This window comes from Variovorax sp. GW822-FHT04E09 (assembly GCF_058800845.1).
This window is the reverse complement of the sequence record NZ_JBXAMR010000005.1, coordinates 364,573-385,659: the sequence shown is the minus strand read 5'-3', so window position 1 is coordinate 385,659 and position 21,087 is coordinate 364,573. Positions and strand designations below refer to the sequence as shown.

The window sequence follows — 21,087 nt, the reverse complement described above, 5'->3', positions numbered from 1 at the left end:
CTCAATGGCCTCCCGCCTTGCCCACGCGCAGCCGGGGATCGACCACGAAGTACAACAGGTCGACCACGAGGTTGATCACCACGAAGATCAGTGCGATCAGGCACAGATAGGCGGCCATCACGGGGATGTCCGCGAAGGTCACGGCCTGGATGAAGAGCAGCCCCATGCCGGGCCACTGGAACACCGACTCCGTGATGATCGCGAAGGCGATCAGGCCGCCGAGCTGCAGGCCGGTGATGGTCATGACCGGCACCAGCGTGTTCTTGAGGGCGTGGCCGAAGTGGATCGCGCGGTTCGACAGGCCCCGTGCGCGCGCGAACTTGATGTAGTCGGTGCGCAGCACCTCGAGCATCTCGGCGCGCACCAGCCGCATGATCAGCGTGAGCTGGAAGATCGCCAGCGTCACCGCGGGCAGGATGATGTGGTGCCAGCCGTCGGCCTTGAACAGGCCGCTGGTCCACCAGCCGAACTGCACGGTGTCGCCGCGCCCGAAGCTCGGGAACCAGCCCAGCGTCACGGCGAAGACGAGGATCAGCAGGATGCCGATCAGGAAGGTGGGCAGCGACACGCCGAGCAGCGAGACGGTCATGAACACCTGGCTCATGAAGGTGCCACGGCGCAGGGCGGTGTACACGCCCATCGGAATGCCGACGAACAACGCCAGGGCCGCGGCCACGAGCGCGAGTTCGAGCGTGGCCGGGAAGCGCTCGCCGATCAGGCGCGACACCTTGGCGCCCTGGCGCAGGCTCAGTCCGAATTCGCCTTGCGCGGCGTTGACGAGGAAGTGCCAGAACTGCACGAAGAAGGGTCGGTCGAGCCCCAATGCGGCGCGCATTTCACGGATCTGGTCGGGCTTGGCATCCTGCCCCAGCAGGAACACGACCGGGTCGCCGACATATTGAAAGAGGAGGAAGGCAATGAACGCAACCGCGATCATCACGATCACGGCCTGGATCAGGCGGCGCAGTACAAAGGCAGTCATTCAGCAACAAGAGTGATCGCGGCATGCTAGCAGTGCAAGCAGCGTGCCCGCACGGGGGTTCCCCGGGGGTGGAGGCGCAATTTTTACGAGTGAGAACAGGCGCGCGCCAAAAGAAAAAGCCACCCGGCTTGCGCCGGGTGGCTTTTAGTCTTTCGATTCGAAGCTGGCTTGCGCCAGCATCAAATTAGAAAGCGTGACGGATACCGAAGTCGTAGCCGGTCGAGGTCTTCGGGGTGAAGCCACCCGTGGTCACGAAAGCCGGGCCGCCGACGGTCAGCGAAGCACCGTTCTTGTTGCTCACGCGAGCAACGGTAGCGTACAGAGCCGTGCGCTTCGACAGGTTGTGCACGTAGCCGATAGCCAGCTTGTTGGCCTTCGGGTCAGCAACTGCGGGCTGGAACAGCACTGCGGGCTGGTTGTAGTCGTACTTGACGCTCGAGTACGAAGCGCGGATCAGGCCAGCACCGACCGGCACGGTCACGCCGAGCAGGTAACCGGTCAGGTCGATGTCAGGACGGCCGCCGGCGAACGGGGTGACTTCGTAGTCAACCTTGTTCTTGGCGCGCGACAGTTCACCGAACAGCTTCACGGGACCGAAGTCGTACGAAGCGCCCAGGTTCAGCGTGTTGACCTTGGTGGTCGTGCCGACGTAGAACTGGTCACCCACGGTGCTGCTGCCGTAAGCCAGAGCAACGTCCAGGGGGCCGTTGGCGTAGCCGAAGCGACCGCCGACGTAACGACCTTGACGCTGGCTGTTAGCCACATCAGGCGTTGCCAAGCCAGGGCTGTACTTGGTCTTCTCAGCGAAGCCGTACTGCACTTGACCGTAGAAACCACCCAGGTTCGGCGGCAGGAAGTAGCCGATGGTGTTGCTGGCGCGAACGTAGTTGCTGGTGCCAACGTTGGTGAACGGAGCGGTCGAAGCAGCGGGGGTGCCGAATGCGCCGAACGAGCCGCTAGCCGTCGAGATCAGGTTGGTGCCAACGCCGTTGGTGCCGAACGGATCGAACACGGTGTCGTTCCAGAACGTCGGGGTGTAGTCACGGCCCAGACGGATTTCACCGAAACCGCCCGACAGGCTCACGGTCGAACGACGTGCGAACGTGGCGATGCCTTCTTGGCCGTTGTCGTTGCTGATCGGAGCTTCGAGCCAGAAGCTGGCTGCCAGGCCACCACCGAGGTCTTCCGTACCACGGAAGCCCAGACGGCTGGAGTTGTAGCCCGAGTTAGCCAGTTCGCGACGGCTTGCCTTGACGCTGCCCTTGTTCAGGTAGAACGGGTTCAGGAAGGTGGCACCGTTCAGGTCACGCGAGGTGGACGAGTAGCCGCTGATCGACGCGTCGACCACACCAAACAGCGTGACGGACGACTGAGCCGAGGCAACACCGGCAACAGCCAGGGCAGCCAGAGCAACTAGAGATTTTTTCATTGCAAGTTTCTCCAAGGTTAAACATAGGGCTCCGGTGCGAAGGGCTCACCGTGACTGGCACTTTTGTGCTCCCACCGGACCCCGGGCCAACCTCCTTTTGGGAAGTTGATGCTATTGCACCAGAGCCGCTGCGGCAGGGCAAAACAAATCGCCCTAAATCTTGGAAGCCCCGTGTGTTTCGTTGCAGTCGTGCAACAAAGGACTTAGACGGGTGGTTTTGCCACGATATGAAACGAAATGTGCTGTCCTTGCATCGCCGGACAGGTGCGTTCAAATAGACCCATGACCGCCCTGCTCGACCCTGCCCTCACAGCCGCCGATGCGGCTTTGCGCACGCTTTTTGCCCGATCTCACGCCACCCGGGCGCTTCCGCCCGCGATCCAGCCGCAAGGTGAATTGAGCGAATCAGAGCGCCGCGAGGCCGGTGCGCTGATGCGCGTGAACCATGTCGGCGAAGTCTGTGCCCAGGCGCTGTACACCGCCCAGGCCGCCGTGGCGCGGGACCCGGCGTTGCGCGCGCACTTCCTGGAAGCCGCGCATGAAGAAACCGATCACCTGGCCTGGACCCGGCAACGGCTGGACGACCTGGGCGCCCGCCCGTCCCTGCTGAATCCACTCTGGTATGCAGGCGCCTTCGGTCTTGGCCTGATTGCCGGACGCCTGGGCGACCCCTTAAGCCTCGGCTTCGTCGCCGAAACCGAACGGCAGGTGGAAGCGCACCTTGAAAGCCACCTGGACCGCCTGCCGTCGACCGATCACGCGTCCCGCGCCGTGGTCGAGCAAATGAAGATTGACGAGGCCCGCCACGCCACGCAGGCCGTCGACGCGGGCGCAGCGGAACTGCCGGCCCCGGCCAAGGCCCTGATGCGCCTGGCATCGCGGGTCATGACGACCGTCGCCCACCGAATCTAGGGCCTTCGGCCGCCGTCCAACGGGGTTTTCAGGTTTCGATCAGATCGAAGCTGGTCGTGATTTCCGCCGTCTTCGCCAACATGATGCTGGCGGAGCAGTAGGTTTCGTGGCTGAGCGCGATCGCCCGCTCCACGGCGGTCGCCGGAATGCCCTTGCCCGCCACGGTGAAGTGCATGTGGATCTTCGTGAAGACCTTGGGATCCTTCTCGGCGCGCTCGCTGGTCAGCTTGACGCTGCAGCGCTCGACGCGATGGCGCCCCCTCTTCAATATGAGCACCACGTCGTAGGCGGTGCAACCGCCCGTGCCCGCGAGCACGGTTTCCATCGGCCGCGCCGCCAGGTTCTGACCGCCGTTCTCGGGCTTGGCCGCATCCGGAGCGCCGTCCATCATCAGGACATGGCCGCTGCCGGTCTCGGCCACGAAGCCCATGGCCGATCGGGTGCCTGCGTCACCGGTCCAACTTACTGTGCATTCCATGGTGTTCAGCTCCAATTGGGATGAATTCGTGCGGAAAAATGCGCACCAAACATCAACTTGTGTGTGGGAAAAGCATCGCCTGCTTGTTGCATTGCAACAAAGGGTGGGTATACTCTATTTCATTGCTGCGCACTTCATGGTGCGCACCCAGTTGTCTCCTCCACCCTTCCAATTGGTGGATTTAGCCCCGAGTCGCAAGACTCGGGGCTTTTTTCTTTGTGCGCCCCGATGGCCGCGCCACTCTAGCCGCCCACTGCGAAAGGGCAACTGCTCTGGCTGCCCTGGCTGTTGCCGGTGTTGCCTCGGCTCAGTCGTCCGTCACGCTGTTTGGTGTGGTCGACGCGTCGATCAGCGGCTACTCGTCCACCTCGCGGGACCTGGGCAACGGCGTCACGTACGACCGGCTCGGCTTCCCCATCTACAACCCGTTCTACCTGAACCGCGGCAGCATCAAGGCGAGCCGCCGTGAACTGGCCCACTCGGGCTACAACTCCAGCCGCCTGGGCTTCCGTGGCACGGAAGACCTCGGTGGTGGCCTGGCCGCCAGCTTCTGGCTCGAAGCCCCGATCAGCAACGACGATGGCCAGACGGGCCTCTCGACATTCACGCGCCGTTCGACCGTGAGCCTGTCGGGTGGTTTCGGTGAAGTCCGTCTCGGCCGCGACTACACCCCAACGTTCTGGAACGACACCGTGTTCGATCCGTTCGGCACCAATGGCGTCGGCTCCAACCTGGTCAACACAGCCAATGGCGCATTCGGCGGCTTCACCGGCTATGCCGACGGCAAGAAGCTCCCCGACGCCCTCAAGAACGTACCGCAGCTCCCCGATGCTGGTGGCAGCAACTACGTTCGCGCCGGCAACAGCATCGGCTACTTCCTGCCGCCGAACCTGGGCGGCTTCTACGGCCAGGTGATGTACGGCTTCCACGAGAAGACCAAGTACAGCCCGGGCACCGCAACGCCGCCCCTCGCCGAAAACGCCTCGCGCACCGGTCGCTATGTCGGCGGTCGCTTCGGCTACGCCAACGGTCCGCTGGATGTTGCGCTGGCTTACGGCAGCAGCACCGTGGGTGACCAGTTCTATGTCGGCACGACCACCAAGGTCAACACACTGAACCTGGGCGCTTCGTACGACTTCGGCCCCGTGAAGCTGTTCGGTGAACTGTCGCGCGCCAAGAACAAGGTTGACTACGAAGTCGAACCGTACCTCGGCGGCCGTCCGGACATCGACCTGACCGGTTACCTGCTGGGTGTGACCGTGCCGGTCGGCGCCGGCCTGATCCGCGCTTCGTACTCGAGCGTCAAGTACGACGAGAACCTGGTTGCCCGCAACCCCTGGGAAGTGCTGCCCGCCGACAAGAAGGCCAACAAGCTGGCCATCGGCTACGTGCACAACCTGTCGAAGCGCACGGCCCTGTACGCCACCGTTGCCCGTGTGAGCAACAAGAACGGCGCATCGCTGACCGTCGGCGGCCCGGGCTTCCAAGGCACCGGGAACGGCTTCACGCCGAAGACCTCGACGGGCTACGACTTCGGCATCCGTCACGCCTTCTGATCGTTCGCTGTCGATTCACATGCTGGCCCACGCCAGTTTGAATCTGCAAACGCTCAAGCCGCCCGGTTCAAGCCGGGCGGCTTTTTGTCCTTCCTCAATTCATCCGGCCACGCCTGCTCTGCAGCAGCCCCACATTCATTTCTCCGCTCAGCACCGATGCGTAGAAACGCTCAACCATGTTGACGCTCGTTCGCGCATTGCGTGCCAGCGTCAGCATGTCGATCCCCTGCCCATACAAGAGCCGCAACGTGATGGCCGTATGGCGCAAGCAGTACAGCGTCCTCGACTGACCCAGCGGTCCTTTCTCGAGACCGGTCTTTTCGAGCACCCAGTGAAAGAAGAAATTGAGAACCGCCAGCGCGTGCTCGCGGTTCTTCAGATGCGGCATGAAGATGTAGTCTTCCGCCCCGCCGAAACCATGGGTCTCGCGGTACGCGACCAAGCATTCATAGACACGAACGGCAGGTCGCAGGCTCACGATGGGCTGGCTGTGCCGCTTGGTCTCCGGCAGGTTCATCCGCAGGTAGACATGCTTGCCGCGCACCACCTCGATGTGCTTGTGCTTCATGAGCTTGATGTCGCTGGGACGCACGAAGGTGTTGACCATCCAGCGGATCAGCCACGGCAACTCGTCGGGCATGACGAGCAATTCGCGAGCGATCCAGAAACGTTCGCCAGCCGTCAACCGGTCCAGCACCGGGTGCGAATGGCCGCGCAAGCTGCGCGCCGCCGCAATCAGCGCACGGTACTCCGCCACGCTGAAGCTGCCGCGCGGCTGGCTGCGCACCTTGACCTTCGGGAACACGGGGGCCTCGCGCAACGCACCGACGTGCACGCCATGCATGACCACCTTGCGGAGCAAGACGAGGTACTGCGCGATCGTCGTGCTCGTAAAGCCTTGTTCGCCGAGGTGATCGATCAGGCGCTGCACGTCCGTGGTCGCGAACACAGCCACCGGCACATCGCCCAGCAACGGAACGATGTGCGCACGCAATCTGTTGCCCATGACCTGCCATGTGGGCCGTCCGATTTCGCCGCGTTGCACGCGCGCGGCCTCGGCCTGCATCAGTCCCTTCGAAAGGTCACTGACAGAAACTGATAACAAATTCTGCCCAACTGTTATTGAATTAGCGGGCGTATGAATCGCGGGATAGGTGCGCGCAAAAAAACCGGAATCATTTGCAGCAGGAGCCTTGCGGAATAGGTTTATGACATTTGTGTCCATGCCATTCCCCGCATGCAATACCGATGCCTCTTATGATTGATGGTTAGCAAATGAAAACTCCCTGGAAAAGATCTTGCGCAATGCACCTGTTACTGCGGCGTTAACGCCCGCCGACTATCTCAGAAAAATCCTCAATGCGCGGGTCTACGACGTGGCCGTCGAGTCTGCGTTGGAGAAAGCGCGCGCGCTCAGCGAGCGACTTGGCAATACCGTGTTGCTCAAGCGCGAGGACCAGCAACCCGTATTCAGTTTCAAACTGCGCGGTGCCTATAACAAGATGGCGCACCTGAGCAAAGCGCAATTGGCGAGCGGTGTGATTTGCGCATCGGCCGGCAATCACGCGCAAGGCGTTGCGCTCGGTGCGCGCAAGCTCGGCACGCGCGCCGTGATCGTGATGCCTGTGACCACGCCGCAATTGAAGATCGATGCGGTGCGTGGTTTCGGCGGCGAGATCGTGCTGTATGGCGACAGCTATTCCGACGCCTACCTGCATGCGCTCGAATTGCAGACGCAGCAGAACCTGACCTTCGTCCATCCCTTCGACGATCCCGACGTCATCGCGGGCCAGGGCACCATCGCGATGGAAATCCTGCGCCAGCACCAGGGCCCGCTCGACGCGGTGTTCGTGGCGATCGGCGGCGGCGGCCTCATCTCCGGCGTGGCCAACTACATCAAGGCCGTGCGGCCCGAGATCAAGGTGATCGGCGTCCAGATGAACGACTCCGACGCGATGATGCAATCGGTCGCCGCGCACCAGCGCGTGAACCTGCCCGACGTCGGCCTGTTCTCCGATGGCACGGCCGTCAAGCTGGTCGGCGAGGAAACCTTCCGCATCGCGCAGAACCTGGTCGACGGCTACATCTCGGTCGACACCGACGCCGTGTGCGCCGCCATCAAGGACGTGTTCGTCGACACGCGCAGCATCGTCGAGCCGGCCGGCGCGCTGGCCGTGGCGGCCATCAAGCAGTACGCGGCCGAGCATGGCCGGCAAGGCGAGACTTACGCGGCGATCTTGTGCGGCGCCAACATGAACTTCGACCGGCTGCGCTTCGTGGCCGAGCGGGCCGAGGTCGGTGAGGAACGCGAAGCGCTGTTCGCCGTGACCATCCCCGAAGAGCGCGGCAGCTTCCGTCGCTTTTGCGAACTCATCAGCCAGCTGCCGGCCGGCGGCGCACCGCGCAACGTGACCGAGTTCAACTACCGCATCAGCGATGCCGCCAAGGCCCACGTGTTCGTCGGCCTCACGACCTCGGCGCGTGGCGAGTCGGCCACCATCGCGAAGGTCTTCATCGAACACGGCTTCGACGCGCTCGACCTCACGCACGACGAGCTCGCCAAGGAGCACCTGCGCCACCTGGTGGGTGGCCGCACGGGGCTGGCGCACGACGAGCGCCTGCTGCGTTTCGTGTTCCCCGAACGTCCCGGTGCGCTGCTCAAGTTCCTGAGCCTGATGCGGCCGAACTGGAACATCAGCCTGTTCCACTACCGCAACCAGGGTGCCGACTACGGGCGCATCCTCGTGGGACTGCAGGTGCCGGCCGAGGAGTCGGCGGCCTTCGACAGCTTCCTCGAAACCCTGGGCTATCCCTGTGTCGAGGAAACGGCCAACCCGGCCTACCGCCTGTTCCTTCAGGCCTGAAGAAAAGAAGAAAAGAGAAAGCGACCGCTGCGCTTACTGCGCAGGGGTCTGCGCCTGCGGCGGCGGCTCCATCGCGGCGCCCGCCGTTGCAGGAAGTTGCTGCTGTTGCGGCGGCGGCATCACCATCGTCGGCATCGTGGCCGGCAACGGTCCGGCTGGCGCAGGTGACTGCACCGATGGCAGACCGGCAGGCGGCGTCGGAAGCCCCATGCTCAGCGGCGCACGCACCGGCAGCTGCAGCGTGAACGCCGCCGGCCCGTCGCGCTGGGCACCGAGCGTCGCCGCGCGCACGCCCACCGACTGCAGCACATAGCTCTCGCCGACCTTCGAGCCGACGCGGAACGGCCGCGGCGGCTTGCCGTCGATGGAGATCAGCGCCGCGCCCTGGTTCGACGGGTCCGCCACCACGCCCGACAGCGCGAAGCGGCTCGCGGCCTCCGGCGCCACGGGGGCGTTCGACGTCACCGTGACCACGCCCAGCAACCGGGCCACCGCCTCGGCATCGGCCGCGACCGGTGCGCGCGGCATCGTGGCCGCAGCGGCCACGGCGTCGGCCGGCGAAGCCAGCCGCAGCGCCCAGAACACCGCGGCGCCCGCGGCCAACGCCCAAAGCCCCGTCGTTGCAAGTGGGGCATGCCAGCGGGCTGCGGAGTAAGGACTTGTCATGGCCGCGGATTATCATGCAGCGCGCTTACCGCCTCATGTCCCCGCAAGCTATGAACAAACTCCTTCGTTCCGTCTCCCGCACCGCACAACGCGGCTTCACGCTGATCGAACTCATGGTGGTGCTTGTCATCATCGGCGTGCTCGCTGCGCTGATCGTGCCGAACGTGATCGAGCGCGCCGACGACGCCCGCGTCACCGCCGCCCGCACCGACATCAACAACCTGATGCAGGCGCTCAAGCTCTACCGCCTCGACAACCAGCGCTACCCGACCGCCGAGCAGGGCCTGCAGTCGCTGCTGACCCGCCCCACCGCGGGCCCGGCCGCGCCCAACTGGAAGCCCTACGTCGAGAAGCTGCCCAACGACCCCTGGGGCCATCCGTACCAGTACATGAACCCGGGCATCAAGGGCGAAATCGACGTGCTCTCCTTCGGCGCCGACGGACAGAGCGGCGGCGAGGGCAAGAATGCCGACATCGGCAGCTGGCAGTAAGCGCATCGCCCCCGGCCGCGTGGTGCTGCCACCGCCTCACGCAGCGCGCGGCTTCACGCTGCTGGAGCTGATCGTGGTGATCGCGATCATCGCCATCGCGACCGCCAGCGTGAGCTTCGCGATGCGCGACACCAACGCCGCCGCGCTCGACCGCGAGGCCGACCGCCTCGCCGCCCTGCTCGAATCGGCCCGCGCCCAGTCGCGCGCCAGCGGCGTCATGGTGCGCTGGCGTCTCGTCGAAGGCGGCGGCTTCGTCTTCGACGGCCTGCCCGCCGACGCGCTGCCCACCGGCTGGACCCACGCAGGCATCACGGCCCAGCCCATGCTGGGCGGCGACACGCCGGTGGCAGCGCTGCAGCTCGGGCCCGACCCCATCATTCCGGCGCAGCAGGTCATGTTGCACAGCGACGGCCCGCCCGCGCGCGTGCTGCGCGTCGCGACCGACGGGCTGCGGCCCTTCACCGTGTTCGCCGTGCCATGACGCAACGGCTGCGGCGCGCCGGCTCCAGCCACGGCTTCACGCTGGTCGAGGTGCTGATCGCGCTGGGCATCGTCGCGCTCGCGCTGGCGGCCGGCTCGCAGGCCACGATGTCGCTCACGCGCAATGCGCAGCGCCAGTCCGACCTCGTGCTGGCCGGCCTGTGCGCCGAAAACGAACTCGCCAAGGCGCGCCTGTCGCGGCAGATGCCGGCCATCGGCGACTCGGGCTCCATCTGCCTGCAGGCCGGCCTCACCTTCCTGGTGACGACCACGACGGTGCCCACGCTCAACCCGAATTTCCGGCGCGTCGACGTGCAGGTGCGCGACGAAGGCAGCGCACCGCTGCTGCGCGTGTCGACCGTGGTGGGGCGCGTCTGATGACGAAGCCTTCGCGCGCACGCGGCTTCACGCTGATCGAGCTGCTGGTCGCCATCGCCGTGATGGCGCTGCTCGCGCTCGTGAGCTGGCGCGGCCTGGACAGCATGTCGCGCGCCACCACGCAGAACCAGCTGCGCGCCGACGCGGTGCTCACACTGCAGGCCACGCTCGCGCAGTGGAGCGCCGACCTCGACGCCATCACCCTGCTCGCGCAGACCCGCCCGATCGACTGGGACGGCCGCGTGCTGCGCATGACGCGCCGCGGCAGCGACACCAGCACGCCGACCGTGCAGGTCGTCGCCTGGACGCTGCGCCCCGGTGCCGACGGCACGCGCTGGCGGCGCTGGCAGTCGGCGCCTTTCGCCACGCGCGGCGAATGGGTGCAGGCCTGGAACCTCGCGGCCGCGTGGGCGCAGGACGGCGCCGCGCCCACCGGCGGCGCCACCGATGTGGCGTTGATGCCGGTCAACAGCTGGCAGCTCGCGTACTTCCGCAACAACGCCTGGGTGCCGGCGGAGCCGCTGCCCGTGGCGGCGGCGAACCCGTCCAACCCGGCCGGCGCGCTCATCGCCATGCCCGACGGCGTGCGGCTGGTGCTGACCCTGCCGCCCGGCGACGGGCTCTCGGGCACGCTCACGCGCGACTGGGTGCGCCCGACGCTCGGGGGGCCGCGCTCATGACCGCGCCGCAACGCCATCGCGTGACCAGCACGCGCCGCCAGCGCGGCGCCGCGCTGCTCGCCGCCATGCTGACCGTGATGCTGGTCGCCACCTTCTCCGCCGCCGCGCTCTGGCAGCAGTGGCGTTCGGCCGAGGTCGAAGGCGCTGAGCGCGCGCGCGTGCAGGCGGCCTGGGTGCTGATCGGCGCGCTCGACTGGTCGCGCCTGATCCTCGGCGAAGACGGCCGCGCCGGCGGCCCCGACCACCTCGGCGAACCGTGGGCCGTGCCGCTCGAAGAGGCCCGCCTCACCAGCTTCCTGTCGGCTGAGAAGAACGTGGCGAGCGACAACCTCGAAGGCCTGCCCGATGCTTTCCTGTCGGGCCGCATCGTCGATGCGCAGTCCAAGCTCAACGTGCTGTCGCTGGTGGACGCCGGCAAGCCGGTGCCGGCCAGCGTCGCGACCTTCACGCGCCTCTTCAACCTGCTGGGCCTGCCGGCGGGCGAGCTGACCCAGATGACCGCGCGGCTCGCGAGCGCGCTGCACACCGGCAGCACCGACGCCGCCTCAGGCGGTAGCGGCGGTGGCGGCGGTGGCGGCAGCAGCGATGCCAGCGCCGACACCGGCGCCGCCCCGCTGATGCCGCAGGAAGTCGCGCAACTGGTCTGGCTCGGCCTCTCGCCCGCCACCGCCGCCGCGCTCGAACCCTACGTGACGATCCTGCCGGAGCGCACCACGCTCAACCTCAACACGGCCAGCGCCGAGGCCATCAGCGCGAGCGTCGAATCGCTGGGCATCGCCAGCGCGCGCCAGCTGGTGGAGCGGCGCACCCGCTCCTTCTTCAAGAACATCGAGGAAGCCAACGCCGGCCTGCCCAGCGGCGGCTCGCGCTTCAACGCAGCCCAGCACGGCGTGGGCACCCAGTACTTCGAGGTCTACGGCCGGCTGCGGCTGGACCGCACCTGGGTCGAGGAGCATTCGCTGCTCTTTCGCAAGGGCCTGGCCGTGACCACCGTCTGGCGCACCCGTGGCGCGGGCGCCACCATGCCCCCGGCAAAACCCTGACGCCGGTTTCCTTTTCTCTGATCAAAACACCGTCAAACGCACGTAGTCTCTGCAAGATATGCTATTCAAACAATAGCAACAACTTGTAAGCCACCCTCCTACAATCACCGGCTTTTCCGACACCCCCCGACATGACCCCGCTGCTGCTCCTTGCCCCCCTCCCTCCGGCCGATGCCGCGGGCGAGTACGACTGGGCCCAGGCCGGTGAGGACGGCATCGCCCTGCGCGACCAGGGCCGCGCGCTGCTGACGCTGCTGCCGTCGGGCCCTGAAGTCACGCTCGGCATTCCGTCCTCGGCGCTGTCGTGGCACCGCGTCACGCTGCCCAAGGGCAGCATGGGCAGCACCTCGAAGCTGCGCGCCGTGCTCGACGGCCTGCTCGAAGAACACCTGCTCGACGACCCGGAAGCCCTGCACTTCGCGCTCGCGCCCGACGCCAAGGCTGGCGAGCCGGTGTGGGTCGCGGCCTGCAACCGCATCTGGCTGCGCAGCGTCGTGCAGGGGCTCGAAGCCGCCGGCCGGCGCGTCGTGCGCATCGTTCCCGAATTCACGCCGCAGCCCGCCGACGCGCCGCCGCTGCTGCAGGTCACGGGCGAGCCCGAGGCGCCGCAACTCACGGTGTGCGACGGCGACGGCGTGGTCTCGCTGCCGCTGGCCGGCGCGGGCCTGGCCCTGTCGAACGGCCTGCCGCTGGACACCGCCGTCATCACCACCGAACCCGCCGTCGCCGAAGCGGCCGAGCACCTGCTGCAGCGCCGCGTGCCGATCGTGCAGGCGCCGCAGCGCTGGCTGCACGCCACGCGCACGCCCTGGGAGCTCGCGCAGTTCGACCTGGCCGTGACGGGCCGCGCGCGCGCCGGCAAGAAATTCGCCTCGGTGCTGCAGACGCTGCGCTTCGCGCCCGAATGGCGCGCCGCGCGCTGGGGCGTCGTGGTGCTGTTGCTGACGCAATTGATCGGCCTGAACGCCTGGGCCTGGAAGGAGCGCAACGCGCTCGAATCCAAGCGCCAGGCCACGCGCGCCATCCTGACGCAGACCTTCCCCTCGGTGAAGATCGTGGTCGACGCGCCGCTGCAGATGGGCCGCGAAGTCGCCGCGCTGCAGCAGGCCGTGGGCGACGTGGCACCGAGCGATTTCGAACCCATGGTCGGCGCCATCGCCGCCGCCCTGCCGTCCGGCCGCTCCCCGAGCGCGATCGATTTCAGCGCCGGCCAGCTGCGCCTGCGTGGCCTCGGGCTGCAGCCGCAGGAGGTCACGCAGATCACCGCCGCGCTGTCGCCGCGCGGCTACCAGGTGCGCACCGAAGGCGACCTGCTGCTGGTGCAGGCCGAGGCCAACCGATGAACTTCAGCGAACAACTCAAGGCCCGCTGGGCCGTCCTCGGGATGCGCGAGCGCCGCCTCGTCATCGGCGCCGTCGCGCTGGTGGCACTGGCCTTGCTCTGGTGGATCGCGCTCGCCCCCGCGCTGCGCACGCTGGCCGCGGCCCCGGCCGAACACGCGCGGCTCGACGCCCAGCTCCAGCAGATGGCCACCTTGCAGAACCGCGCGAAGGCGCTGCAGTCGCAACCGCGCCTGGCACGCGACGACGCCCTGCGCGCGCTCGAAAGCTCGGTGCGCGACGGCCTGGGCGTCACGAACGCGCAGCTCATGACGGCCGGCGGCGACGGCGCCGCCACCGTCACGCTGCGCGGCGCGCCCGCCCAGAACCTGGCGCAATGGCTCGCACAGGCGCGCGGCAACGCCCACGCCGTGCCGCGCGAAGTGCACCTGACGCGCGCGCCCGTCGCACCGCCGCCGCCGGGCGCCAAGCCCGCGCCCGCCACGCCCGACCAACCTCCGCAACCCCGCTGGGACGGCACGCTCGTGATGGCGCTGCCCGCCCCGCGCTGAAGCAGCCCCACGCACCGCACGGCATGGCGAGACGTCCCCCGGTCCCCGACCTCCAGCCGCGCCGCGGCAGCTGGCGCTGGGCCGTGCTCGGCGCCGCGACCGGCATGCTGGTCGCGGTCGTGCTGTTCGCACCGGCACGCTGGCTCGCCTCGGCACTCTCGGGCTGGACGCAGGGCCGCCTGCTGCTGGTCAACCCGCGCGGCACGGTCTGGAACGGCACCGCCGCCGTCGTGTTCGCCAGTGGCGCGGGCGGCACGCAGGCCGTCTCGTTGCCGGGCCTCTTGAACTGGCGCATGTGGCCGAACTGGCGCGGTCTGTCGGCGCGACTTGACCTCTCTTGCTGCGCGGCGCAACCGCTCGGCCTGCAGGCCAGCCCGCGCGCCAACGGCCTGCAGCTCGCCTGGCAGGACGCCCGCTCGCGCTGGCCCGCCACGCTGCTCACCGGCCTGGGCGCGCCCTGGAACACGCTCAAGCTCGAAGGCGCGCTCGACCTCAACACCCGCGCTTTCGCCATGCAGTGGGACGGCCCCGCCTTGCGCATCGAGGGCCAGGCCACGCTCGACGCCACCGATGTGTCGTCCGCCCTGTCGACCCTTCGGCCGATGGGCAGCTACCGCCTGTCGCTCGAAGGCGGCGCGCGCCCCACACTGCTGCTGAGCACGCGCGAAGGCAGCCTCGAACTGAACGGCAGCGGCGACTGGAGCGGCACCGCGTTGCGCTTCAACGGCGAAGCCAGCGCGGCACCGGGCCGCGAAGACGCACTTTCCAATTTGTTGAACATCATCGGGCGGCGCGACGGTGCGCGCTCGATCATCACCCTGGGTTGATCCGACCATGAAGAAGCCTCTGTCCTCGTCCGGCGCCCGCCCCGGCCTCGTCGCGCTCGCGGTACGCCTGCTGATCGCGGCGTCGTTCGTGCCGGTGCTGCCGCCCGCCTACGCGCAGACCGGTGACGCCCCGCGGCGCGGCGAACCGATCACGCTGAACTTTGCCGCCGCCGACATCGAGGCCGTGGCCCGCACCATGGCCGTGGTCACCGGGCGCGACGTGGTGGTCGACCCGCGCGTCAAGGGCACCATGAACCTGGTCACCGACCGCCCGCTGGCGCCGGCCGCCGCGTTCAACCAGTTCGCCGCCGCACTGCGCCTGCAGGGCTTCGCGGTGGTGGAAGCCGACGGCCTGTACAAGGTGGTGCCCGAGGCCGACGCCAAGCTGCAGACCAGCACCGTCAACACCTCCATCGGCGGCGCCAGCGCGGCCGCGGGCAACCAGATCGTCACGCAGATCTTTCGCCTGAACTACGAGTCGGCCAACAGCCTGCTGCCGGTGCTGCGCCCGCTGATCCCGCCGAACAACACCATCAACGTGAACCCGGGCAACAACTCGCTCGTGATCACCGACTACGCCGACAACATGCGCCGGCTGGCGCGCATCATCGCGTCGCTCGACGTGCCCAACGCGTCCGACATCGAAGTCATCCAGCTCAAGCATTCGGTGGCCACCGACATGGTGCCGCTGGTCACGCGGCTGGTCGAAGGCGGCGGCGCGGGTGCGCCGGGCGCCGCCGCACCGGGCGGGGCCGATGCCTCGTTCCGCACCACGCTGATGGCCGACCCGCGCAGCAACTCGCTGATTCTTCGCGCCGCCAACCCCGCGCGCGCGCAGCTCGTGCGCACGCTGGTCGAGAAGCTCGACCGTGCGCCGGCCGAAAGCAGCAACGGCGCGGCCGGCAACATCTACGTGGTCTACCTGAAGAACGCCGATGCGGTGCGCCTCGCAGCCACGCTGCGCGCCGCGATGGCCGCGAGCCAGCAGCAGTCGCAGGTGCCGGGCGCGCCCGGCGCCGCGGGCAGCGCCGGTTCGTCGGTGCCGCCGGCCAGCATGCCGATGACGCAGGCCGGCTTCGGCGGCAACAACACCCAGGGCGGTGGTTCGGCCGCGGCCAACGCGCCGCTGAACAACGCCAACCAGCCGTCCACCGGCGGCCAGATCCAGGCCGACCCGAGCACCAACTCGCTCATCATCACCGCGCCCGAGCCGCAGTACCGCCAGATGCGCGCCGTGATCGACAAGCTCGACGGGCGCCGCGCGCAGGTGATGATCGAGGCGCTCATCGTCGAGGTCAGCGCCAAGAAGGCCGCCAACTTCGGCGTGCAGTGGCAGAGCGCGCTGGGCAACAACGCCGTCATCGGCACCAACTCCAGCCTGGCCAGCGCCAACATCCTGGCGCTGACGCAGGCCCTGGCCACGCGCGACGTCGCCAACGTGCGGCCGTCCACCGGCCTGAACCTGGGCATCGCCGGCAAGATCGGCGGCCAGTACATCCTGGGCGCCATCGCCAACTTCTTCAACAGCGACGGCGACGCCAACGTGCTGTCCACGCCCAACCTGCTGACGCTGGACAACGAAGAAGCCAAGATCGTCATCGGCCAGAACGTGCCCTTCGTGACCGGCCAGTACGCCAGCACCTCGGGCTCGGTCGGCATCAACCCGTTCACCACGGTGGAGCGCAAGGACGTGGGCCTCACGCTGCGCGTGCGACCGACCATCAACGAGAACGGCACCGTGAAGATGACCATCTTCCAGGAGACCTCCACGGTCGACCAGAACACGGCCAAGGACCCCAACGGCCCGACCACCAACAAGCGCTCCATCGAGTCCAGCGTGCTGGTGGAAGACGGCGGCCTCGTGATGCTCGGCGGCCTGCTGTCGGACAACTACGGCAACACCGTCGAGAAGGTGCCCGTGGCCGGCGACATCCCCGTGCTCGGCAACCTGTTCAAGAACGAGGTGCGCACGCGCGACAAGAGCAACCTCATGATGTTCCTGCGCCCCGCCGTGATGCGCGACGGCGCCTCCACCGAAGCCTTCGCCTACGACCGCTACGACGAGATCCGCGGCATGCAGCAGCGCACGCAGCCCAACACCGACAACATCATGCTGCGCGGTGTCGACTCGGCGCCCGTGCTGCCCGAGGCGCCGCTGGTGCGCATCAACCGCCTGAACAGCAGCGACAGCGGCAAGAAGACCAGCGAGACCCGCATGGAAGGCACGCAGCTGATCCCGCCGCCGCGCCCCGCCACCGACACCCGCCGGCTCGCCCCCAGCCCGCTGCGCGGCGCGCTGCCGCCCACCTCCGACCCGACCAGCTCGCGCGAGTCGCCCTGAACCCCGTCCCGCACACGCCATCCCCCCATGCGCTATCCCCTGCCCTACGCGTTCGCACGCAGCCAGCAACTGCTGCTCGAGGCCACGGACGACGGCCGCCACACGCTGTGGATGTCTTCCCATCCGGCACGCAGCGCGGTCGGTGAAGTGACCCGCAAGTACGGCGTGCAGGCCTTCGAGGTGCTCGACGACGGCCCGCTCGCGCAGCGCATCAGCGCCGCCTACGCGCAGGGCGAATCGAGCGCCGCCGCGGTGGTCAGCGAAGTGCAGAACGACGCCGACCTCTCGCGCATGATGCAGGAGCTGCCGGCCGTCGAAGACCTGCTGGCCAGCGCCGGCGACGCGCCCATCATCCGCATGCTGAACGCGCTGCTCACGCAGGCCGCGCGCGACGGCGCCAGCGACATCCACATCGAGCCCTACGAGCGCACGTCGTCGGTGCGCTTTCGCATCGACGGCACGCTGCGCGAGGTGGTGCAACCCAACCGCGCGCTGCACGCGGCGCTCATCTCGCGCCTGAAGATCATGGCCGACCTCGACATCTCCGAGAAGCGGCTGCCGCAGGACGGGCGCATCAGCCTGCGCATCGGCACGCGCGCGGTCGACGTGCGGGTGTCGACGCTGCCCAGCGCGCACGGCGAACGCGCCGTGCTGCGCCTTTTGGACAAAAGCGAGTCGAAGCTCACGCTCGAATCGGTCGGCATGCAGGGCGACTCGCTGGCGCGCTTCGAAAAACTCATTGCACAGCCGCACGGCATCATCCTCGTGACCGGCCCTACCGGCTCAGGCAAGACCACCACGCTGTATGCCGCGCTGGCCCGGCTCGACGCGAGCCGCAGCAACATCATGACGGTGGAAGACCCGATCGAGTACGAGCTGCCGGGCGTGGGCCAGACGCAGATCAACGCCAAGATCGAACTCACCTTCGCCAAGGCCCTGCGCGCCATCCTGCGGCAGGACCCCGACGTGATCATGATCGGCGAAATCCGCGACTTCGAGACCGCGCAGATCGCCATCCAGGCCTCGCTCACCGGCCACCTCGTGCTGGCCACGCTGCACACCAACGACTCGGTGAGCGCCGTCACGCGCCTGACCGACATGGGCGTGGAGCCCTTCCTCTTGAGCTCGTCGCTGCTCGGCGTGCTGGCGCAGCGCCTCGTGCGCAAGGTCTGCACCGCCTGCGGCGGCGCGGGCTGCGAGGCCTGCGGCCAGACCGGCTACCAGGGCCGCACCGGCATCTTCGAGCTGCTCGTAGCCGACGACGAGGTGCAGGCGCTCATCCACGGCAAGGCCGCCGAGAGCGCGCTGTTCGAAGCCGGCGCGCGCGGCGGCCTGCGCTCCATGCGCGAAGACGGCGAACGGCTGGTGCAGGCCGGCATCACCTCGCGCGCCGAACTCTTGCGCGTCACCCGCGAGTAGCGACCCGCGATGCCCGCCTATTCCTTCGAAGCCATCGATGCCAGCGGCCAGTCGCGCGAAGGCGTGCTCGAGGCCGACACCGCGCGCGCCGCACGCGGCCTGCTGCGGGCTCAGGCGCTCATTCCGCTGTCGGTCAAGCCGGTCGGCGGCGGCGATGCGGCCGGCGGTGGCGGCAGCGCCGGCAGCACGCTCACGCGCTGGCTTGGCGGCGGCAAGCGGGTCTTCAACTCGACGAACCTCGCCGTGTGGACGCGCCAGCTCGCCGGCCTCATCTCGGCCGGCCTGCCGCTGGAACGCGCGCTCACAGCCCTCACCGACGAAGCCGAATCGGAACCGCAGCGCAACCTCGTCGCCTCGCTGCGCGCCGAGGTCAACGCGGGCTCGCCCTTCGCGCGCGCGCTGTCGGCGCACCCGCGCGAGTTCTCGCCCATTTACACCGCCGTGATCGGCGCCGGCGAGCAAAGCGGCAACCTCGGGCTCGTGCTCGAACGCCTGGCCGACGACCTCGAAGAGCGCCAGGTGCTGCAGCAGAAGCTGATCGGCGCGGCGCTGTACCCGGCCATCGTCACGCTGGTGGCGATCGTGATCGTGATCTTCCTCGTGAGCTACGTGGTGCCGCAGGTGGCGCAGGTGTTCGCGGGCACCAAGCGCTCGCTGCCCTTCCTCACGACCGTGATGCTGTCGCTGAGCGCCGCCGTGCGCAACTACGGATGGTGGATGCTGGGTGCCATCGTGATCGCAGCCATCGGCGTGCGTGTCGCGCTGGCACAGGAAGCCTTCCGCCTCAAGTTCGACGCCGCCTGGCTCAAGCTGCCGCTGGTCGGCAAGCTCGCGCGCGGCTACAACGCGGCGCGTTTCGCCAGCACGCTCGCCATGCTGGCCACGGCCGGCGTGCCGATCCTGCGCGCGCTGCAGGCCGCCTCCGAAACGCTGGGCAACCGCGCCATGCGCGCCGACGCGCTCGACGCGCTGGTGCTGGTGCGCGAAGGCGCGCCGCTGGCCTCCGCGCTGGCGCAGAAGAAACGCTTCCCGGGGCTGGTGTCGATGTTCGCGCGCCTGGGCGAGCAGACCGGCACGCTGCCCGTGATGCTGCAACGCGCCGCCAACCAGCTCGGCGCCGAAGTGCAGCGCCGCGCCATGCACCTGGCCACCATCCTGGAGCCGCTGCTCATCGTCGCCATGGGCGGCGTGGTGATGCTCATCGTGCTGGCCGTGATGCTGCCCATCATTCAGCTGAACCAGTTCGTCAAGTGACGACGGACGGGGAGCCCCTCACATGCCCGTAACGCTCGAAGACAAACTCGTGGTCGCGATCTCCTCGCGGGCCCTGTTCAACCTCGAAGAAGAAAACAAGATCTTCGAGGCCGGCGACAACGAGGGCTACATGAAGCTGCAGCTCGACCGCATCGATGAACCGGCCGCGCCCGGCATCGCGTCGTCGCTGATCCGCAAGCTGCTGCGCTTCAACGAAGACGGCGTGCAGCGCGTCGAGGTGGTCATCCTCTCGCGCAACGACCCGGTGTCGGGCATGCGCATCTTCAAGTCAAGCGCCGCGGCCGACATCAAGCTGCAGCGCGGCGTGTTCACCCAGGGCCGCCCGCCCTTCGGCTACCTGCGCCCGCTGCGCGCGCACCTGTTCCTGTCGGTCAACGCGCAAGACGTGCGCGAGGCACTCGCCGCAGGCTTCCCCGCCGCACGCGTGCTGGTCGAATCGGTGAAGGCCAGTGACGCGTGGCCCAACGAAGTGCGCATCGCCTTCGACGGTGATGCCGTGCTGTTCAGCGACGAAGCCGAGCGCGTGTTCCAGGCCGAGGGCCTCGACGCCTTCCAGGCCCACGAACTCAGCAAGGCCGACCTGCCCCTTCCCGAAGGCCCATTCAAGCCGCTATTGATGGCGCTGCACCGCCTGCAGATGGCGGGCAATGCACAGATGCGCATCCGCACCGCGCTGGTCACGGCGCGCAGCGCACCGGCGCACGAGCGCGCGATCCGCACGCTCATGAAGTGGAACATCCGCGTCGACGAAGCGATGTTCCTCGGCGGCCTGCCCAAGGGCGAGTTCCTGCGCGAGTTCGAGCCCGACTTCTTCTTCGACGACCAGACCGGTCACGTCGACGCAGCCTCGCGGCATGTGCCTGCGGGGCATGTGTCGAGCGGCATCAGTAACGAGCCCTGAAAACCTCCTTGCGATCTGTTGGGTCGCATTGAGTGATGCTGTTCAGGGCGCGATCCCGCCGACGGGGCACCTTGCTCTGCGAATGTCCCCCGGGCTTCGCCCTCCTCCTTGATTTCGCTGCGCAAGGCACCCCATCGACGTGATCGATGGGCAGTGCGGTCGTTGATCGGCCGCACACCAGCAACGTGCCTCGTGCGCAGGGCACTGGGTGCTCCCCGCAGCGAAATCAAGGAGGAGGCCGCAGGCCGGGGGACATTCGCGGAGGGAAGTACCCGGTGGCCTGGGCACGCGCCCCAGCCCTTCTCTCGCCACCTCAAAGACCAGCGCGTTGTCACACGCGTTTCGTCCCACTGTCATCGCTCGTTCACTGCCGAGTAACGGGTTCTCCCTAGTCTTGTCGCCTGTCCGGTGCGCAGTGCCTTCGTGGCACTTTTTTTTCGCGCCGGCCTTTCACCTCCTTCGACAGACAACAAG

The 21,087-nt window shown here is 67.8% G+C and carries 20 protein-coding genes; 15 read left to right on the top strand and 5 right to left on the bottom strand.

The window, feature by feature from the left end:
- Position 1 precedes the first annotated feature (1 nt).
- Both AC1RL8_RS21945 and AC1RL8_RS21940 read right to left on the bottom strand, forming a co-directional pair.
- Positions 2–982: an ABC transporter permease gene (locus AC1RL8_RS21945; RefSeq protein WP_056573001.1), complete on the bottom strand. Its 981-nt coding sequence runs from the start codon at positions 980–982 to the stop codon at positions 2–4.
- Between the two features lie 184 nt (positions 983–1,166).
- Positions 1,167–2,411 carry a porin gene (locus AC1RL8_RS21940; protein ID WP_492686214.1) on the bottom strand — a complete coding sequence of 415 codons (1,245 nt, stop codon included), beginning with the start codon at positions 2,409–2,411 and terminating at the stop codon, positions 1,167–1,169.
- Between the two features lie 282 nt (positions 2,412–2,693).
- Here AC1RL8_RS21940 and coq7 point away from each other — a divergent pair, with 282 nt between their 5' ends.
- Positions 2,694–3,323: a 2-polyprenyl-3-methyl-6-methoxy-1,4-benzoquinone monooxygenase gene (gene coq7, locus AC1RL8_RS21935; RefSeq protein WP_095948284.1), complete on the top strand. Its 630-nt coding sequence runs from the start codon at positions 2,694–2,696 to the stop codon at positions 3,321–3,323.
- A 28-nt stretch (positions 3,324–3,351) separates the two neighbouring features.
- Here the strand turns inward: coq7 and AC1RL8_RS21930 are convergent, their stop codons facing one another.
- Positions 3,352–3,801, bottom strand: coding sequence for an OsmC family protein (locus AC1RL8_RS21930; protein WP_062472691.1), 450 nt, complete (start codon positions 3,799–3,801; stop codon positions 3,352–3,354).
- A 272-nt stretch (positions 3,802–4,073) separates the two neighbouring features.
- Between AC1RL8_RS21930 and AC1RL8_RS21925 the strand changes: the two genes are divergently transcribed.
- Positions 4,074–5,357, top strand: a complete 1,284-nt coding sequence (locus tag AC1RL8_RS21925) for a porin (protein WP_492686400.1) — start codon at positions 4,074–4,076, stop codon at positions 5,355–5,357.
- 94 nt (positions 5,358–5,451) lie between these two features.
- On the opposite strand, the gene AC1RL8_RS21920 is transcribed toward AC1RL8_RS21925, so the two are convergent.
- Entirely contained in the window at positions 5,452–6,582 is a 1,131-nt protein-coding gene (locus tag AC1RL8_RS21920) for a site-specific integrase (RefSeq protein ID WP_492686215.1), read from the bottom strand.
- 73 nt (positions 6,583–6,655) lie between these two features.
- Here AC1RL8_RS21920 and ilvA point away from each other — a divergent pair, with 73 nt between their 5' ends.
- Positions 6,656–8,221: a threonine ammonia-lyase, biosynthetic gene (ilvA, locus tag AC1RL8_RS21915; protein ID WP_493196605.1), complete on the top strand. Its 1,566-nt coding sequence runs from the start codon at positions 6,656–6,658 to the stop codon at positions 8,219–8,221.
- A gap of 33 nt (positions 8,222–8,254) precedes the next feature.
- Here the strand turns inward: ilvA and AC1RL8_RS21910 are convergent, their stop codons facing one another.
- Positions 8,255–8,887 (bottom strand): type II secretion system protein N, encoded by a 633-nt coding sequence (locus AC1RL8_RS21910; protein ID WP_492686216.1) that lies wholly within the window; start codon positions 8,885–8,887, stop codon positions 8,255–8,257.
- Between the two features lie 50 nt (positions 8,888–8,937).
- Between AC1RL8_RS21910 and gspG the strand changes: the two genes are divergently transcribed.
- From gspG to AC1RL8_RS21850, 12 genes are all read left to right on the top strand, one after another.
- Positions 8,938–9,378: a type II secretion system major pseudopilin GspG gene (gspG, locus tag AC1RL8_RS21905; RefSeq protein WP_056573020.1), complete on the top strand. Its 441-nt coding sequence runs from the start codon at positions 8,938–8,940 to the stop codon at positions 9,376–9,378.
- Positions 9,353–9,859: a prepilin-type N-terminal cleavage/methylation domain-containing protein gene (locus tag AC1RL8_RS21900; protein ID WP_492686217.1), complete on the top strand. Its 507-nt coding sequence runs from the start codon at positions 9,353–9,355 to the stop codon at positions 9,857–9,859. Before gspG ends, AC1RL8_RS21900 begins: the two co-directional genes overlap by 26 nt.
- A complete protein-coding gene (gspI, locus tag AC1RL8_RS21895; protein ID WP_492686218.1) occupies positions 9,856–10,236 on the top strand; it encodes a type II secretion system minor pseudopilin GspI in 381 nt (126 codons plus the stop codon). Before AC1RL8_RS21900 ends, gspI begins: the two co-directional genes overlap by 4 nt.
- Positions 10,236–10,916 (top strand): PulJ/GspJ family protein, encoded by a 681-nt coding sequence (locus AC1RL8_RS21890; RefSeq protein WP_062472621.1) that lies wholly within the window; start codon positions 10,236–10,238, stop codon positions 10,914–10,916. Before gspI ends, AC1RL8_RS21890 begins: the two co-directional genes overlap by 1 nt.
- A complete protein-coding gene (gene gspK, locus AC1RL8_RS21885) occupies positions 10,913–11,959 on the top strand; it encodes a type II secretion system minor pseudopilin GspK (RefSeq protein ID WP_492686219.1) in 1,047 nt (348 codons plus the stop codon). The genes AC1RL8_RS21890 and gspK overlap by 4 nt, the downstream gene beginning before the upstream one ends.
- 131 nt (positions 11,960–12,090) lie before the next feature.
- Positions 12,091–13,302 (top strand): type II secretion system protein GspL, encoded by a 1,212-nt coding sequence (gene gspL, locus AC1RL8_RS21880; protein WP_492686220.1) that lies wholly within the window; start codon positions 12,091–12,093, stop codon positions 13,300–13,302.
- Positions 13,299–13,850 (top strand): type II secretion system protein M, encoded by a 552-nt coding sequence (locus AC1RL8_RS21875; protein WP_095948277.1) that lies wholly within the window; start codon positions 13,299–13,301, stop codon positions 13,848–13,850. The genes gspL and AC1RL8_RS21875 overlap by 4 nt, the downstream gene beginning before the upstream one ends.
- Before the next feature lie 23 nt (positions 13,851–13,873).
- Positions 13,874–14,677 (top strand): type II secretion system protein N, encoded by an 804-nt coding sequence (gene gspN / locus AC1RL8_RS21870; protein WP_492686221.1) that lies wholly within the window; start codon positions 13,874–13,876, stop codon positions 14,675–14,677.
- 7 nt (positions 14,678–14,684) lie between these two features.
- Positions 14,685–17,018, top strand: a complete 2,334-nt coding sequence (gene gspD, locus AC1RL8_RS21865) for a type II secretion system secretin GspD (protein WP_492686222.1) — start codon at positions 14,685–14,687, stop codon at positions 17,016–17,018.
- Positions 17,019–17,045: 27 nt separating this feature from the next.
- Positions 17,046–18,437 carry a GspE/PulE family protein gene (locus AC1RL8_RS21860; protein WP_062472610.1) on the top strand — a complete coding sequence of 464 codons (1,392 nt, stop codon included), beginning with the start codon at positions 17,046–17,048 and terminating at the stop codon, positions 18,435–18,437.
- 9 nt (positions 18,438–18,446) lie between these two features.
- Positions 18,447–19,691 (top strand): type II secretion system inner membrane protein GspF, encoded by a 1,245-nt coding sequence (gene gspF / locus AC1RL8_RS21855; RefSeq protein WP_144004530.1) that lies wholly within the window; start codon positions 18,447–18,449, stop codon positions 19,689–19,691.
- Positions 19,692–19,713: 22 nt separating this feature from the next.
- On the top strand, positions 19,714–20,613 hold the full coding sequence (locus AC1RL8_RS21850; protein ID WP_070060017.1) for a 5'-nucleotidase: 900 nt from the start codon (positions 19,714–19,716) through the stop codon (positions 20,611–20,613).
- Positions 20,614–21,087 lie beyond the last annotated feature (474 nt).